The organism is Streptomyces sindenensis, from assembly GCF_014649035.1.
In the GTDB taxonomy this organism is placed as follows: Bacteria; Actinomycetota; Actinomycetes; order Streptomycetales; family Streptomycetaceae; genus Streptomyces; species Streptomyces sindenensis.
Window position 1 is genome coordinate 1 of record NZ_BMSG01000012.1, and the last position, 15,999, is coordinate 15,999.

The 15,999-nt window shown below is 69.9% G+C and carries 14 protein-coding genes and 5 tRNA genes; 11 read left to right on the plus strand and 8 right to left on the minus strand.

Features of this window, described 5'->3' with window-relative positions:
- A partial coding sequence (locus IE145_RS15360) for a carboxyl transferase domain-containing protein (protein ID WP_308427814.1) occupies positions 1-350 on the plus strand: 350 nt, incomplete at its 5' end.
- 67 nt (positions 351-417) lie between these two features.
- Complete coding sequence (locus IE145_RS15365; RefSeq protein WP_189525625.1) at positions 418-621, plus strand: acyl-CoA carboxylase subunit epsilon; 204 nt, start codon at positions 418-420, stop codon at positions 619-621.
- Between the two features lie 82 nt (positions 622-703).
- Here the strand turns inward: IE145_RS15365 and IE145_RS15370 are convergent, their stop codons facing one another.
- The 8 genes from IE145_RS15370 to IE145_RS15405 form a co-directional block, all read right to left on the minus strand.
- Entirely contained in the window at positions 704-1,285 is a 582-nt protein-coding gene (locus IE145_RS15370) for a GTP-binding protein (RefSeq protein WP_014048542.1), read from the minus strand.
- The gene (locus IE145_RS15375; RefSeq protein WP_189525626.1) at positions 1,266-1,910 is read right to left on the minus strand and encodes a DUF742 domain-containing protein; all 645 of its coding nucleotides are present in this window, start codon (positions 1,908-1,910) and stop codon (positions 1,266-1,268) included. The genes IE145_RS15370 and IE145_RS15375 overlap by 20 nt, the downstream gene beginning before the upstream one ends.
- Positions 1,911-2,000: 90 nt before the next feature.
- Positions 2,001-2,414 (minus strand): roadblock/LC7 domain-containing protein, encoded by a 414-nt coding sequence (locus IE145_RS15380; RefSeq protein WP_006127847.1) that lies wholly within the window; start codon positions 2,412-2,414, stop codon positions 2,001-2,003.
- A gap of 10 nt (positions 2,415-2,424) precedes the next feature.
- On the minus strand, positions 2,425-5,658 hold the full coding sequence (locus IE145_RS15385) for a sensor histidine kinase (RefSeq protein ID WP_189525627.1): 3,234 nt from the start codon (positions 5,656-5,658) through the stop codon (positions 2,425-2,427).
- 362 nt (positions 5,659-6,020) lie between these two features.
- Positions 6,021-6,602 carry a GTP-binding protein gene (locus IE145_RS15390; RefSeq protein ID WP_073213974.1) on the minus strand — a complete coding sequence of 194 codons (582 nt, stop codon included), beginning with the start codon at positions 6,600-6,602 and terminating at the stop codon, positions 6,021-6,023.
- A complete protein-coding gene (locus tag IE145_RS15395; RefSeq protein ID WP_003966010.1) occupies positions 6,583-6,990 on the minus strand; it encodes a DUF742 domain-containing protein in 408 nt (135 codons plus the stop codon). Before IE145_RS15395 ends, IE145_RS15390 begins: the two co-directional genes overlap by 20 nt.
- A gap of 135 nt (positions 6,991-7,125) precedes the next feature.
- Positions 7,126-7,539 (minus strand): roadblock/LC7 domain-containing protein, encoded by a 414-nt coding sequence (locus IE145_RS15400; RefSeq protein ID WP_006127850.1) that lies wholly within the window; start codon positions 7,537-7,539, stop codon positions 7,126-7,128.
- A 9-nt stretch (positions 7,540-7,548) separates the two neighbouring features.
- Complete coding sequence (locus IE145_RS15405) at positions 7,549-11,322, minus strand: sensor histidine kinase (RefSeq protein WP_189525628.1); 3,774 nt, start codon at positions 11,320-11,322, stop codon at positions 7,549-7,551.
- Between the two features lie 582 nt (positions 11,323-11,904).
- On the opposite strand from IE145_RS15405, the gene IE145_RS15410 reads away from it, so the two are divergent.
- From IE145_RS15410 to IE145_RS15450, 9 genes are all read left to right on the plus strand, one after another.
- Positions 11,905-12,087 carry a hypothetical protein gene (locus IE145_RS15410; RefSeq protein WP_189525629.1) on the plus strand — a complete coding sequence of 61 codons (183 nt, stop codon included), beginning with the start codon at positions 11,905-11,907 and terminating at the stop codon, positions 12,085-12,087.
- A gap of 259 nt (positions 12,088-12,346) precedes the next feature.
- Positions 12,347-13,132 carry a fumarylacetoacetate hydrolase family protein gene (locus IE145_RS15415; protein WP_030715514.1) on the plus strand — a complete coding sequence of 262 codons (786 nt, stop codon included), beginning with the start codon at positions 12,347-12,349 and terminating at the stop codon, positions 13,130-13,132.
- Entirely contained in the window at positions 13,125-14,600 is a 1,476-nt protein-coding gene (gene gltX / locus IE145_RS15420; protein ID WP_189525630.1) for a glutamate--tRNA ligase, read from the plus strand. Before IE145_RS15415 ends, gltX begins: the two co-directional genes overlap by 8 nt.
- A gap of 96 nt (positions 14,601-14,696) precedes the next feature.
- Positions 14,697-15,416: an HAD family hydrolase gene (locus IE145_RS15425; RefSeq protein WP_189525631.1), complete on the plus strand. Its 720-nt coding sequence runs from the start codon at positions 14,697-14,699 to the stop codon at positions 15,414-15,416.
- Positions 15,417-15,504: 88 nt separating this feature from the next.
- Positions 15,505-15,576: transfer RNA gene (locus IE145_RS15430), tRNA-Gln, on the plus strand.
- Positions 15,577-15,613: 37 nt separating this feature from the next.
- Positions 15,614-15,686: transfer RNA gene (locus tag IE145_RS15435), tRNA-Glu, on the plus strand.
- Positions 15,687-15,748: 62 nt separating this feature from the next.
- Positions 15,749-15,821, plus strand: a tRNA-Glu gene (locus tag IE145_RS15440).
- Between the two features lie 12 nt (positions 15,822-15,833).
- Positions 15,834-15,905: transfer RNA gene (locus IE145_RS15445), tRNA-Gln, on the plus strand.
- Positions 15,906-15,925: 20 nt separating this feature from the next.
- Positions 15,926-15,998: transfer RNA gene (locus IE145_RS15450), tRNA-Glu, on the plus strand.
- Position 15,999: the final 1 nt, after the last annotated feature.

Consider the following 15,999-nt stretch of genomic DNA (forward strand, 5'->3'; position numbering starts at 1 on the left):
GCAAGGCCTACGGAGGCGCCTACATCGTCATGGACTCCCAGTCCATCGGGGCCGACCTCACCTACGCCTGGCCCACCAACGAGATCGCGGTGATGGGCGCCGAGGGCGCGGCCAACGTCATCTTCCGCCGCCAGATCGCGGACGCCGAGGACCCCGAGGCCATGCGCGCCCGCATGGTCAAGGAGTACAAGGCCGAGCTGATGCACCCCTACTACGCGGCCGAGCGCGGCCTGGTCGACGACGTGATCGACCCCGCCGAGACCCGCGAGGTGCTCATCGCCTCGCTCGCCATGCTCCGCAACAAGCACGCCGACCTGCCGTCCCGCAAGCACGGCAACCCCCCGCAGTAGTCGCCCCGCAGCGGCGCGATCCGCCGCACGGTCCCTGACAGCTGCTGAGAAGACGGAGACACCCACCATGAGCCTCACCCCCGCCGAGTCCGTCCTGCGCGTCGAGAAGGGCCACGCGGCCCCCGAGGAGCTGGCGGCCATCACCGCCGTCCTGATGGCCCGTGCCGCCGCCCAGCCGGCCGCCCCCGCCCACCGGGGCCGCGACACCGCCGGCTGGCGCCGCCTGGAGCGCACCCCGGGCTTCCGCGCCCCGCACAGCTGGCAGGACTGACCACCCCGGCCGGACGTCACGCGAAGGGCCCCGCACTCCTCGGGAGTGCGGGGCCCTTTCGCGTACGGGACCGGCGGGGGGTCTAGCGCAGGCGTGCCATCAGGGCGTGCTCGACGAGCGTGATGAGCGCGCTCTTGGCGTCCGCGCGGTGGCGGGCGTCCGTCGTCAGGATCGGGGTGTCCGGTCCGATCTGGAGCGCTTCGCGGACCTCGTCGGGGGTGTAGGGCTGGTGTCCGTCGAAGCCGTTGAGGGCGATGACGAAGGGCAGCCCGCTGTTCTCGAAGTAGTCGACGGCCGGGAAGCAGTCGGCGAGACGGCGGGTGTCGACGAGGACGACGGCGCCGATGGCGCCGCGGACCAGGTCGTCCCACATGAACCAGAAGCGGTCCTGCCCGGGCGTCCCGAACAGGTACAGGATCAGGTCCTGGTCCAGGGTGATACGTCCGAAGTCCATGGCCACCGTCGTGGTGGTCTTGTCCCCGGTGTGGGTCAGGTCGTCGATGCCCGCCGAGGCGGACGTCATCACGGCTTCGGTGCGCAGCGGGTTGATCTCCGAGACGGCACCGACAAACGTGGTCTTACCCACGCCGAAGCCCCCTGCCACCACGATCTTCGCCGAGGTAGTGGAGCGGGCCGCTCCGCCGCTAGAGCTTGCGAAGTCCACTGAGCACCCTTTCGAGCAGTGTCACATCTGGCTGGCCGCCGGCGGCCTCGTCGCCGCCGGGCTGATGGATAGCGACGAGTCCGGCCTCGGCCAGGTCGGCGACGAGGATCCGGGCAACGCCGAGGGGGATCGAGAGAAGGGCCGAGATCTCGGCGACCGACTTGATCTCGATGCAGAGCCGGCAGATCCGCTGGTGCTCGGGCAACTGCCCTTGCAGCCGGGCCGGATCGGCCGTCGTGCTGACCAGTGCCTCGATGGCGAGCTGGTAACGCGGTCGGGTCCGGCCGCCGGTCATGGCGTACGGACGGACCAGCGGGTTGTGCGCTGCGGGCTTGGCGGGCTCGGGAGCCCGCCGCTGCTGCACCGGCTGGATGCGCTGCTGCTGGGACGTGTCGTGCCGCTGCTGCGGTTGCTGCGGCCATCCCTGGCCCGGCTGCTGCTGGGGCCACTCGGGCCCCGGGCCGCCGGGCACACCGTGCTGCTGGTGCTCCTGCTGCTGATATGGCTGATACTGCCCGGAACCCTGACCACCGGATGCGGCAGGGAAGCCGAAACGGTTGTCACCGTGCTCACCCGGAACCCTCTGGTCACCGTTGTATGAGTGCCCGCTTGTGGGTGCTGCCACGTTTCCTCCTCCGACTGCCGGTCGCCGATCCCAGTGGGGCCGCGCCACCGCACTTTATGGCGCGGTGGCGAGAAACGCACTGTCTGTCTACTAGTTAAGAAGACTTCCCTGAAGTTCGGCGCGGAGGTCCGGAGTCAGGACACTGCCCGCACGGTCCACCAGAAGGGCCATTTCGTACCCAACCAGACCGATATCGGCGTCCGGGTGGGCCAGAACGGCCAGCGAGGATCCGTCGGAGATGGACATGATGAAGAGGAATCCCCGCTCCATCTCCACAACTGTCTGATTCACGGCGCCGCCCTCGAAGATCCGCGAGGCGCCCGCGGTCAGCGACGTCAGACCGGAGGCGACGGCCGCCAGCTGGTCGGCGCGGTCGCGCGGGAAACCTTCGGACATCGCCAGCAGGAGTCCGTCGGCGGAGACCACCACCGTGTGCGACACCCCGGGGGTGTTGTCCACGAAATTGGTGATCAACCAGTTGAGATTCTGCGCCGCCTGGCTCATCGGGCTCACACTAACGCTCCTGGTTGTAGGTGGTACTGGTGTCCGACCCCGCGCTGCGTCCCCGCTGGATCCCCCGCCGCAGGTTGCTCAACCTGCCGCGGACGTCCTCGGGAGCGCGGGAGACCTGTGGGCCGCCCTGCTGGGTCTGCTCCGCCGTGCCCTCGACCAGGTTGGCCTTGGGTACGCGCCGGGGGAGACCGGAGGGGGTGATTCCGCCCGCCTTCGGCTCACGGAGCTTCTCGGCCCGCTCCCAGCGCTCGTCGTTCGTCGAGCGCCAGTCGTCGGAGCCGTCCCCGTCCGCCTGCGGGTCCTGCCGCTGTTCCTGCTGCGGGCCGGGCCGCTGGGCCGGAGCGGGCTGGTCGGTGCCGCGGCCGCCGGGACCGGGCTGCCAGTGCTGCTGACCGCCGCGGCGCGGCAGACCGGCTTCGGTCAGCTCGTGGCCGACGTTCGGGGTGGGTCCCGGACGGTCGAAGCCTACGCGCTCCGAAGACTCCGCGGGCGTGCTCGGAGCAGATTCCGCTTCGGCCTGGGCGATCGGCTCATAACCGTGTCGGAAACCGTCCTGAACAGGCCAGTCGTCCTGGTGGGACGGGTCCGCCGAGGCCGGGTACGCGTCGGCGTACTGACCCTGCTGACCCTCCGGGACCGCATATGCCGATTCCGCGTAGCCGTCCTGCGGCTGCTGTGCCTGCTGGTCCTGCTGCGGGTAGCCGTCCCCGGCGCCGTACTGCTGCTCGTACGATCCCTGGTACTGCTGCGGCTGCTGCTGCCCGTACTGGTCCTGGCCGTACTGCCCTTCGGCGTAGCCCTGCTGCGGATGCCGCTGGTCGCCGTACGGGTCGCCCGCGTACGACTCCGGTGCGTAGCCCTGCTGTTCCTGGGCGTTGTCCGGGAAGGGGCCGCCGGCGGCCGTCTGGGCCTCCAGGGCCGCCCTGCGCTCCTCGCGCATCAGCGAACGGTTGACCGGGTCCAGCTGACTCGGGTCCGCCGGGGTCTCGTAGCGCGAGTCGTCGAAGCCGAGCTCCGCCGCCGTACGCATCGGGGCCTGCTGCGGAGCCGGATCGAAGGCCGACTGCTGCTCGGGGATGATCGAGGAGACGGTGAAGTCGTCCTGGGCGCCCTGCGGATCGCCACCGCCACCGTGGGTGATGACGTCCGGCAGCATGATCAGCGAGGTGGTTCCGGCCTGTTCGCCCGAGGGACGCAGCTGGACCCGGATCCCGTGCCGGTCGGCCAGCCGGCCGACCACGAACAGGCCCATGCGCTGGGACACCGCGGCGTCCACGGTCGGCGGGTTGGCCAGCTTGTGGTTGATGTCGGCGAAGTCCTCGGCGGTGAGGCCGATTCCCTTGTCGTGGATCTCGACCATGACGCGGCCGTCGGGCAGCCGGGTCGCGGTGACCTTGACCTTGGTCTGCGGCGAGGAGAACGTGGTGGCGTTCTCCAGCAGCTCGGCGAGCAGGTGCACGAGGTCGGTCACGGCCCGGCCGTGGATCTCGGCCTCGGGGACGCCGGAGAGCTGGATGCGCTCGTAGGACTCCACCTCGGAGGAGGCGGCCCGCAGGACGTCCACCAGCGGCACCGGCTGGTCCCAGCGGCGGCCGGGCTCCTCGCCGGCGAGGACGAGGAGGTTCTCGCCGTTGCGGCGCATACGGGTCGCCAGGTGGTCCAGCTTGAAGAGGCTCTCCAGCTGGTCCGGGTCGGCCTCGTTGTTCTCCAGGTCGGTGATGAGGGTCAGCTGGCCCTCGATGAGCGACTGGTTGCGGCGCGAGAGGTTCGTGAAGATCGCGTTGACGTTGCCCCGCAGCATGGCCTGCTCGGCGGCGAGCCGGACGGCCTCGCGGTGCACCTGGTCGAAGGCGCGGGCGACCTCGCCGATCTCGTCCTGGGTGGTGATCGGGATCGGCTGCACCCGGGTGTCGACCCGGCCCGGGTCGGTACGCGAGAGCTGGTCGACGAGGGAGGGCAGACGCTGCTCGGCGATGCCGAAGGCGGCGGTACGCAGCTGGCGCATCGAGCGGCTCATCTGGCGGGCCATGAGCCCGGCCAGGATGAACGCGGCCAGCAGGGCGATGACGACGATGAGGCCGTCGACGATGGCGTCGGTCTTGGCGTCGGACGAGATGTTCGCCGCCTCGTTCACCGCCTTGGTGACCAGCTCGTCCTCGACGGTGGCGTACCCCTCGAACTTCGCGGTCGCCGCGGCCATCCAGGTCTCGGGCGTGATGCCCTTCTTCGCCAGCTCCGAGGGGTCCTGCCCCTTGCCGATCTCCTGGGCCATGCCGTCGAAGACCGAGCCGTCGATGCTCGGCGGCGCCACGAAGGGCTGGCCCGCGGCCTCGGCCTGCTCCTTGGCGGCCTTCAGCTGCTTGGCGCCCTCGGCGGCCTTGCCGGCCATGACCTGCTTGAGGCGGTCGACGTCGGCCTGGGTGCCACCGGAGTTGAACTCGCCGAGCGCGATCTGCTCCAGGTAGTTGTACGAGCCGAAGGCCTTGACCTGGGCGTCGTAGACGTCGGGCTTCTTGCTCGGGCGCACCAGGAGGTGCATGCCGATCGAGCGCTGAAGCGATTCTGCAGCCTTGGACAGCTCGATCGCGTAGACCGTCCGGCCGTAGCTGGTGATGTTGCCGGTGCCGAGGCCGAGCTCGTTGGAGAACTCCATCAGCGAGTGCTGGACCTGGACGTAGCCCTCTTCGGTCTTCACCGGGTCCAGGGCCTGCGAATAGGCGGCCTTGCGCAGCTCGGGAAGCTTGGGCTCCTCGCCCTTGAAGAGCTTCAGGCGGCGCTCCAGGCCGGGCTTGGACGGCATGTCCTTCACCGCGTCGTCGAACTTCCGCGCCGCCTCGTCCGTGGTGGCCCGGGCCTGCTCGACCACATCGGCGTCACGGTCGCCCGAGAGCAGCGGCTGGGCGGTGAGGTCCCGCTCGTTCAGCAGCGCCTGCCCGTAGTCGGACGCGGCGCGCACGACGACGGCGATCTTCTCGGCCTCCTGGGCCTCGCCCCACGTGTCGATGGAGCCCTTCACCTGGAAGCCGCCCATGACCAGGCCGACCAGCACCGGGATCAGGAGGATCGCGTTCAGCCGGGTGGCCACCCGCCAGTTGCGCGGGGACAGCCGACTGGCGCTGCCCGCAGCCGCGGACTCCGGGTCGGACACATCCGCAGGGGACGCCGCAGCGCGCGGCGGCGGGGTGAAGTTGCCCCGCTCGGGCTGCGCCGCGGAGCCCTCGTTGCTTCGCCTCACTCGACCAACAACCTCTCGGCGTCGGCACCTACGTTGTGCCGGATTATTTCGTTCAGGGCCGTACTACTGGGGAGTTCGTCGAATTGCAGCATGGGGACCGGCCCCGTTCCAAACACTCGGAATCGTTGATTCCGAGTGGCCCAGACCTCAGATAAATCGGGCATAAAGAGCGAGCCCCGTCAAAAGGCGGGGCTCATGTGAGCGCAGTGGCACCGAACGGATGCATCGGGTGGCGGTGCGGAGTCAATTCTCTGTCGAAACGTTATGAACGCGGGGGCGGATCGTGTCAAACGACACAGGCCGCCCCCGCGTGACTACTGCAACTTCCGTATACCGATATCGACTTGTGCCTGGTGGGGGAACTACTTCAGGCGTGCCATCAGAGCGTGCTCGACCAGCGTGATCAGGCCGCTCTTGGCGTCCGCGCGGTGCCGGGCGTCCGTGGTGATGATGGGCGCGTCGGGCCCGATCTGGAGCGCTTCGCGGACCTCGTCGGGGGTGTAGGGCTGGTGTCCGTCGAAGCCGTTGAGGGCGATGACGAAGGGCAGCCCGCTGTTCTCGAAGTAGTCGACGGCCGGGAAGCAGTCGGCGAGACGGCGGGTGTCGACGAGGACGACGGCGCCGATCGCGCCGCGGACCAGGTCGTCCCACATGAACCAGAAGCGGTCCTGACCGGGCGTACCGAAGAGGTACAGGATCAGGTCCTGGTCGAGCGTGATGCGGCCGAAGTCCATGGCGACGGTGGTCGTCGTCTTGTCCCCGGTGTGGGTCAGGTCGTCGATGCCCGCGGACGCCGACGTCATGACGGCCTCGGTGCGCAGCGGATTGATCTCCGACACGGCCCCGACGAACGTGGTCTTGCCCACGCCGAAGCCGCCCGCCACCACGATCTTCGCCGAGGTGGTGGCGCGGCCCGTACCGCCGTTAGAGCTTGCGAAGTCCACTGAGCACCCTTTCGAGCAGTGTCACATCCGGCGCGCCGCCGGCCTCTCCGTTGCCCGGCTGGTGGATGGCCACCATGCCGGCTTCCGCCAGGTCCGCCACCAGGATCCGGGCGACGCCGAGCGGCATCGACAGCAGCGCCGACACCTCCGCCACCGACTTGACCTCACGGCAGAGGTGGCAGATCCGCTGGTGCTCGGGGAGCAGGGTCCCCAGATGAGCGGGGTCTGCCGTCGTGCTGACCAGTGCCTCTATCGCGAGCTGATAGCGCGGCCGGGTCCGGCCGCCGGTCATGGCGTAGGGGCGAACCAGCGGCTGGTCGCCTTCCCCGTCGTACGACGCGTGGTGCAGTGCGCCGTACGGATCGGGTGAGGCGGGTGGCGGGGTCATGAATCCTCCGGGCGTGACAGCAGGTTCTCGGCTTGCCGTCTGCAAGGGGCCGGTGAGGGGACTAAAGCGGCCTGTCGGGTGAGGGTTGTGGGCATTACCTGGGGGGATCTTGTCGTGAATCCGCTGGATGGCCGTCTAGTGGAGCAGACTGCCTTGGAGCTCGGCGCGGAGATCGGGCGTGAGGACGGTGCCGGCACGGTCGACCAGGAGGGCCATTTCGTACCCGACCAGACCGATGTCGGCGTCCGGGTGGGCCAGAACGGCGAGCGACGAGCCGTCGGAGATGGACATGAGGAAGAGGAATCCCCGCTCCATCTCCACGACCGTCTGACTGACGGCGCCGCCCTCGAAGATCCGGGACGCACCCGCGGTCAGCGAGGTGAGACCCGACGCGACAGCGGCGAGCTGGTCGGCGCGGTCGCGCGGAAATCCTTCGGACATCGCCAGCAGCAGGCCATCCGCGGAGACCACCACCGTGTGGGACACCCCTGGGGTGTTGTCCACGAAGTTGGTGATCAGCCAGTTCAGATTCTGCGCGGCCTGACTCATGGGGCTCAACTAACGCTCCTGCTGGTGAGTGGGGCCGAGATGGAAACTGCCGGTCTGCGAGCCGTTGTTGTTGGCCTGCCGACCCTGCTGGATGCCCCGGCGGAGATTGGTCAGACGACCGCGCACGTCATCGGGCGCGCGCGAAACCTGAGGTCCGGACTGGTGATTCTGCTGCTGTGCGGTCCCCGGAACCAAATTGGCGCGGGGAACACGGCGAGGCAGCCCGGAAGTGGTGACCCCGCCGGCGGCGGGCTTCTTGACCCGCTCGGCCTGGCGTACGAGTTCGTCGTTGGGCGAGGCCCGCCACGAGCTGGTGACCGACGCGTCGTCCGAACCGCGCTGAGGCAGCGGCGGAACCGGCACCCCGGTGGGATCCGGAGCGGCCGGCGCCTGAGGTTCGGCGGGCGGCTGCTGACCGCCCTGGCCCGGACCGTGGAACCAGTTCGTCTCCAGCGTGTCGTACAGCGGCGTACGCCCGTCCCCGGGCCCGGCCGGCGGCAGGGCCTCCGGCTGCTGGGGCTGCTGAGGGAGCGCCGGGCGGTACGGCGCCTCGCCCGCCGGGGAGGCGGACGGACGCGGCGCGCCGAAGTCGTCGCCGCGCGACGCGGGCGGCTGGTGCCCCTGGCCCTGCTGGGGCTGGTGCGGGACACCGAAGTCCGGCCGGGCGAACTGTGCGGTGCTCGCCGGGTCCTGCCCCTGCGGAGCCTGCTGCGGGTACGAGCGGTCCTGCACGCCCCCCTGGCCCGGGAAGTCGGGCCGGGCGAACTCGGAGGTGGCCCCGGGACCCTGGCGGTCGTCGGCGGGCCGCTGGTTCGGCGGAGCGTTGAACGACGGGTCCTGGCCGGGGCCCGACGGACGGGCGAACTGCCCGGTCGCGTCGTGCTCCTCGTGACCGCGGGGTGCGTCGGCGCCCCAGCTGGTGGTGGCGGGACGCTGCGGCTGCGGGTTGCCCCCGGGCAGCTCGGCGCGCGGCCCACCGGGCGGCGGCAGCTGACGGCCGGGGCCGCCGGGCTGCTGGAAACCGCCCTGCTCCTGGCGGCCCTGGGGCTGCTGCGCCCCGGGACCCTGCTGGTCAGCCTGGCCGGGCTGGTTCGGCCGGCCGTTCTGGCCGCCCTGGCCCTGCTGGTTCTGCCAGCCGGAGGGAGCCTGCTGGTTCTGCGGGGCGAACTGGCCCTGGCGGCCGTTCTGCCCGGGGGACGCCGGAGCGCCGTGCCCGAACAGGTTGGGCTGGGCACCGTCACCGCGGCCGGGCACGTCGCCCTGCGGGCCGCGGGCGCCGAGCCGGGCGCTGTTGCCGAAGGCGCCCGCGAGGCCGCCGCCCTGGCGCTGCGGAGCCGGGCCCTGGCCCGGGAAGTCCTGGCCGGAGCCGCCGTTGTTCGGCTGGCCGCCGCCCTGCTGGTCCTGCGGCCGGCCCGCCGAGCCGTCCCGGGACGGCAGCGCCGCCCGGGGACCGGTGCCGGCGCCGACCTGGCCGCGCTGACCGCCGCCGAGGCTCTTGGCGCCCGGACCGCCCGGACCGCTGCCGAGGCCGGCACGCTGGGCGTTGCCCGCACCGTTGCCGTTGCCGTTGCCCGCGAGCAGACCGCCCGGGGCGCCGGGCTGCTGACCGGAGCCCTGCTTGGACGGCGGCTGCTTGCCACCGTGCGCGACGTCGACGGGCAGCATGACCAGCGCGGTCGTACCGCCGGAGTCGGAGGGGCGCAGCTGGATCCGGATGCCGTGACGCAGCGACAGCCGGCCGACCACGAACAGACCCATGCGGCGGGAGACGGAGACGTCCACCGTCGGCGGCTGCGCGAGCCGCTCGTTGATCGCCGCGAGGTCCTCGGGGGAGAGGCCGATGCCGGTGTCGTGGATCTCGACCAGGACGCGGCCGTCGGGCAGCGCGTGACCGGTGACCTTGACCTTCGTCTGCGGCGAGGAGAACGACGTGGCGTTCTCCAGCAGCTCGGCGAGCAGGTGCACGAGGTCGTTGACGACGCGTCCCGCGACCTCGGTGGCGGGCACCGCGGACAGTTCGATGCGCTCGTACTGCTCCACCTCGGACGCGGCGGCGCGGAGCACGTCGACCAGCGGGACGGGGCGGGTCCACCGGCGGCCCGGCTCCTCGCCCGCGAGGACGAGGAGGTTCTCGCCGTTCCGGCGCATACGGGTCGCGAGGTGGTCGAGCTTGAAGAGCGAGGACAGCTGGTCCGGGTCGGCCTCGCGCGACTCCAGCTCGGAGATGAGCGAGAGCTGGCGCTGGATGAGGCCCTGGGAGCGGCGCGAGAGGTTGGTGAACATCGCGTTGACGTTGCCCCGGAGGAGGGCCTGCTCGGCGGCGAGGCGGACGGCCTCGCGGTGCACGTCGTCGAAGGCCGCGGCCACCTGGCCGATCTCGTCCCGGGAGTGCACGCCGACCGACTCGACGGAGGTGTCGACGTCCTGCGGGTCGGTCTCGGAGAGCTGCTTGACGAGCTCGGGCAGCCGGTCCTGGGCGACGCGGGTGGCGGTGTCCTGGAGACGGCGCAAGGACCGGATCATGGAGCGGGCCACCACGAAGGCGCCGACGAGCGAGACGCCGAGCACGATGAAGATGACCACACCGTTGACGATCGCGTCGCGCTGGGAGGCCTGGCGCAGCTCGCGGGCCTTGGCCTCCATGTCGCTCAGGAGGGTGGCCTCGATCGTCTCCATGGCCTTGATCTTGATGGTGCTCTGGTCGTACCAGTCCAGGTACGACCGGACCTGCTTGCCCTCGATCCCGTTCGTGGTGTCCAGGATCCGCTTGGCGTACATGTTCCCGGCGTTGATCTCCGGGTTGCCGTTCTCCAGGGGCCCCATGAGCTCTTCGGCGCCCTGCCCGGTCGTCGCGTAGATCTGCTTGAACGACTTGAGGGCGCGGGACTCCTTGGCGAGCGCGTTGGAGCCGAACTGCCGGTCGTTCTGGTTCAGGTGCGGTTCCTTGACCGAACCGCCGGGCAGCGCCGCGGCGATGATCGCGCGCTGGACGGAGGCGTACTCCTTGGCGGAGGAGAACGCCGCCAGGGCCCGGGTCCGCTTGATCATGTCCGGGTTGCTGGTCGCCTGCGCCATGTCCTGCGAGAGGCTCAGCAGCGAGGTGATCAGCTGGCTGTACTGGTCGATCGTGTTGAGACTCGGTGCGCCTTCCTCGTACGCCGTCTTGCGGATCGTACGGATGGTGCCGAGCTGGGAGGCGATCGACGAGATGCTCGCGTGGATGCTCTCCAGCGACTCGTCGCCCTCGGAGTCACCGATCGTGTCGGTCTCGTCGAGGAAGGCGTTCTTGGCGCGGTCGGTCTTGTCCCGGGGCCCGGTGACCTTGTAGTCGGTGGGCTTGGACTTGTTCGACAGCGGACCGGCCGACTGGTCGCGTTCCACCTGAAGAGCATGGGCGAGCGAGGTCGCCTGCTTGGTCATCTTCGTCAGCAGCTGCATGTGCTCCAGCTGCTGCATGTCGGTCATCGACTCCTGGATCCGCAGACCGCCCAGGCTGGTCGCGGCGACCACCGGGAGGGCGAGGAGCGAGACCAGTCGCGTACTGATGCGCCAGTTACGGAGCGCTATTCGCGAGCCCGTGTCGACAGGGCCCCGCGGCTGTGCGGCCGTGTCCGGCTCCGCACCGCTCGTCGTGGAGCCCGGGCGCTGCGCACGGTCGCTGTTGTCGCCGGCAGCGGCCGGCCCGGGGTTCTGGGCGTGCTGGGGCGAGGAACCGCGGTCGGTCCCGCCGCGCGGCTCCTGTTCCGCCGGAGCGCTGCCATCCCTCTTGAAACGTCCCTGCACTAGCGTCGCAACCTCTGGACCAGGCGTCCCGCCCGCGTGTGCGGACAGGACGGTGTCGGCGTCGTGGGGCGCTGGACGCGCCCCATGGTGGTCGTGTGAGTGACCGGCGTACTTCCCCCTCCCGCCGCCACTCGGCGCTGCGTTGCGCCCCTGCGCGCCGGCCTGAAACCCGCGGCGGTGCGTGGAATTTCAGCACAGTGCAGGATCTCCAACAAGGCCCATGTACCGGGCTGTGACCTGCGTGACACGTTGTGATGAACGAGTAACAAGCAGTGGAGAGTGATCGTGGGTAAAGCGGACTATTGCGGAGGATTTGCCTAGGGGTGGGGGGTGTCCCAGTCGCGATGATCAGGAGCGGAATGGTGGATTCAGTGATGCAATGTCCGTTTCCGGGACCGCGATCCGCCGCCCGAAATGAGTCAATTGTCGATTAGTTCGTGAGCAAACTCACATGATGATCGTCGCCTCATCCCGGCTCCGGCGGGGAATCGGATGTTTAGCCTGACGCTTTACAGGGATGGCGAATCCGACAAGCCGGCGCCGCGACGAGCGACGCCCTCACCGACAGGGTCCTGACGGCAGATGAAGACGACGACGATGTTCCGCAACATTGCCAACCCCCGGCGCACCACGCTGGCGCACCTCAAGGACGCCGAAGCGCTGCAGACGCCGTTCCTGCCGGAGCACGCCGCCGACCTGCCCAACGTCACGGCCAACCCGCGCCGCACGATCCTCATGGAAGCCCCGGTCGCGGCCGCGCAGTAGGTCACCGGGCCATGCGCGAGGCTGCGCCCCCTCACGGCGTCGACGCCTCGCCCGGCCCGGACCGCCCCGTCGCGCCGTCCGGCACGCACGCTCGCGGCGTCGGCCGAACGCCCTGGTAGCTCCGCTGCGAGGGCCTCCGGCCGCCCTGCGATCGGACGCACGGGACGACGCTCCTTATCGGGGCGATCCGGGCCGGTCGAGGCGCTAGCCTGGAGCGTCAGTCTTCAGCCAGCCAGCAAGTGAGGGGCGACAGCATCCCGTGCGCATCGCCAGGTTCTCCATCGACGGCAATGTCGCCTTCGGCGCCGTCGAGGGGCAGGGCACCGTGGAATCCGGTGACCTCGTCCTCGACATCATCAAGGGCATCCCGTACGCCGACTTCGAGCTCTCGGGCACCAAGGTCCCGCTGAACAAGGTCCGGCTGCTGCCCCCCGTGCTCCCCAACAAGGTCGTGGCCATCGGCCGCAACTACGCGGAGCACGCCGCCGAACTCGGCCACGAGGTCCCCGAAGCGCCGATCACCTTCTTCAAGCCCACCACCTCGGTGATCGGCTCCGGCGACGCGATCGAGTACCCCTCCTTCTCCGAAGAGCTGCACCACGAGGCCGAGCTGGCCGTGGTCATCGGCCGCATGTGCCGCGAGGTCCCCCGCGAACGCGTGCGTGACGTCATCCTCGGCTACACCTGCGCCAACGACGTCACCGCCCGCGACGTGCAGAAGCGCGAGAAGCAGTGGGCCCGCGCCAAGGGCTTCGACACCTCCTGCCCGCTGGGCCCCTGGGTGGAGACCGACGTGGACCCCCACGACCTCACCATCCAGGCGACGGTCAACGGCGAGCAGCGGCAGCTCGGCCGCACCAGCGACATGGTCCGCTCCATCGAGGACCTGGTCGTCCACATCACGGAGGCCATGACCCTCCTCCCGGGCGACGTCATCCTCACGGGCACCCCCGCAGGGGTCGGACCCCTGCACGTCGGCGACGAGGTCGCCGTCACCATCGAAGGCATCGGCACTCTCACCAACAAGGTGATCAAGCGTGGCTAACGCATCAGTACGCGTCCGTTTCTGTCCCTCCCCGACCGGCAACCCCCACGTGGGCCTGGTCCGGACGGCCCTGTTCAACTGGGCCTTCGCCCGGCACCACCAGGGCACCCTGGTCTTCCGGATCGAGGACACCGACGCCGCGCGCGACTCCGAGGAGTCCTACCAGCAGCTGCTCGACTCGATGCGCTGGCTGGGCCTGGACTGGGACGAGGGCCCCGAGATCGGCGGACCGCACGCCCCCTACCGCCAGTCGCAGCGGATGGACCTGTACAAGGACGTCGCCGAGAAGCTCCTCGCCGCCGGGTACGCCTACCCCTGCTACTGCACCACCGAGGAGCTGGACACCCGCCGCGACGCCGCCCGCGCCGCCGGGAAGCCCTCCGGCTACGACGGCCACTGCCGCGACCTCACCGCCGAGCAGAAGGCGGCGTACGAGGCCGGGGGCCGCACCTCGATCGTCCGCTTCCGGATGCCCGACGAGGCCATCACCTTCACCGACCTCGTCCGCGGCGAGATCACCGTCCAGCCGGAGAACGTCCCCGACTACGGCATCGTCCGTGCCAACGGGGCGCCGCTCTACACCCTGGTCAACCCGGTCGACGACGCGCTGATGGAGATCACCCACGTCCTGCGCGGCGAGGACCTGCTCTCCTCCACCCCGCGCCAGATCGCCCTCTACCGGGCGCTCATCGAGCTGGGCATCGCCAAGGACACCCCCGCCTTCGGCCACCTGCCGTACGTCATGGGCGAGGGCAACAAGAAGCTGTCCAAGCGCGACCCGCAGGCCTCCCTCAACCTCTACCGGGAGCGCGGCTTCCTCCCCGAGGGACTGCTGAACTACCTCTCGCTGCTCGGCTGGTCGATCGCCGAGGACCGCGACATCTTCTCGATGGACGAGCTGATCGCCGCCTTCGACATCGGGGACGTCAACGCGAACCCGGCCCGCTTCGACCTCAAGAAGGCCGAGCACATCAACGCCGAGCACATCCGCATGCTCGACGTGAAGACCTTCACCGAGGCCTGCGGCCCCTGGCTGAAGGCCCCTTTCGCACCCTGGGCCCCCGAGGCCTTCGACGCGGAGAAGTGGACCCGGATCGCCCCGTACGCCCAGACCCGGGTCACCGTGCTCTCCGACATCACCGACAACGTCGACTTCCTCTTCCTCGACGAGCCGGTGGAGGACGAGGCCTCCTGGACCAAGGCCATGAAGGGCGATCCGGTGGCCCTGCTCACGACCGCCCGCGCCAACCTGGAGGCGGCCGACTGGAGCGACCCCGAGTCGCTGAAGAACGCCGTCCTGACCGCCGGTGAGGCCCACGGCCTCAAGCTCGGCAAGGCCCAGGCCCCGGTCCGCGTCGCCGTCACCGGCCGCACGGTCGGCCTGCCGCTCTTCGAGTCCCTGGAGATCCTGGGCCGCGAGAAGAGCCTGGCCCGGGTGGACGCCGCGCTGGCGAAGCTGGCCGGGTAACCGGACCGGACACCTCCGAGGAGGGCCGCAGCCGACCGGCTGCGGCCCTCCTCGTTTGCCCTCCGCCGCGGCCCGCCGACGGCTACCGTGAGATCCATGCCGATCCGCGCCGTGCTCTGGGACATCGACGACACGATCTTCGACTACGCGGGCGCCGACCGCACCGGCATGCGGCTCCACCTGGAGGGCGTGGGACTGCCCGAGGCGTACGCGTCGGTCGACGAGGCCCTCGACGCCTGGAAGGCGATCACCGTCCGGCACTGGGCGCGCGTCGCCGCCGGGGAGACCGACTTCCTCGGGCAGCGCCGGGACCGCGTGCGGGAGTTCCTCTCGCGGGCCCTGACGGACGCCGAGGCCGACGACTGGTTCGCCGGCCATGTGACCCACTACGAGGCCGCCTGGTCGCTCTTCCCGGACGTGTTGCCGGCCCTGGACCGCCTGGTGCCCGACTACCGGCACGCGATCCTCTCCAACTCCAGCACCGGTCACCAGCACCGCAAGCTCACCGCGCTCGGCGTCCGGGATCGCTTCGAGGCGATGGTCTGCGCCGTCGAACTCGGCATCTCCAAGCCGGAGGCCGGCGCCTTCCACGCGGCCTGCGAGGCGCTCGCGCTGGATCCGCACGAAGTGGCGTACGTGGGCGACGAGCCGGACATCGACGCGAGCGGCGCCGTCGCCGCCGGGCTCACCGGCATCTGGCTCGACCGGCAGGGCAGGGGCGGACGCTCCGATCTCGTGCGGATCACCGGGCTCGACCAGCTGCCGGGGCTGCTGGCAGGCGATACCCGTTTTGGAGCGCCGGACACCTTCGGGTAATGTTCTTTCTGCGCCGCCCGAGCGGGCCGAAAGATCCGGCCGGGAAGCGCAGACAGAAGTGAAGCCCCCGCCAGGGGTTGCATTTCAGTGGGCTATGGTGTAATTGGCAACACTACGGTTTCTGGTACCGTCATTCTAGGTTCGAGTCCTGGTAGCCCAGCGCAGTACAGCAAGACCAGCAGTATCCAGCAGGACAAGCCCCCGTTGTGTAGCGGCCTAGCACGCTGCCCTCTCACGGCAGTAGCGCCGGTTCGAATCCGGTCGGGGGTACAGATCCTTCCCGCGAGAACATCATGGGTCGCACCCATCGCTCTCGATGCAGGATCGCTAGGGCCCCCGTTGTGTAGCGGCCTAGCACGCTGCCCTCTCACGGCAGTAGCGCCGGTTCGAATCCGGTCGGGGGTACTTGTCTCACCATGGGCTATGGTGTAATTGGCAACACTACGGTTTCTGGTACCGTCATTCTAGGTTCGAGTCCTGGTAGCCCAGCGCAAGTCAGCAGTAACCACGCCCCCGTTGTGTAGCGGCCTAGCACGCTGCCCTCTCACGGCAGTAGCGCCGGTTCGAATCCGGTCGGGGGTAC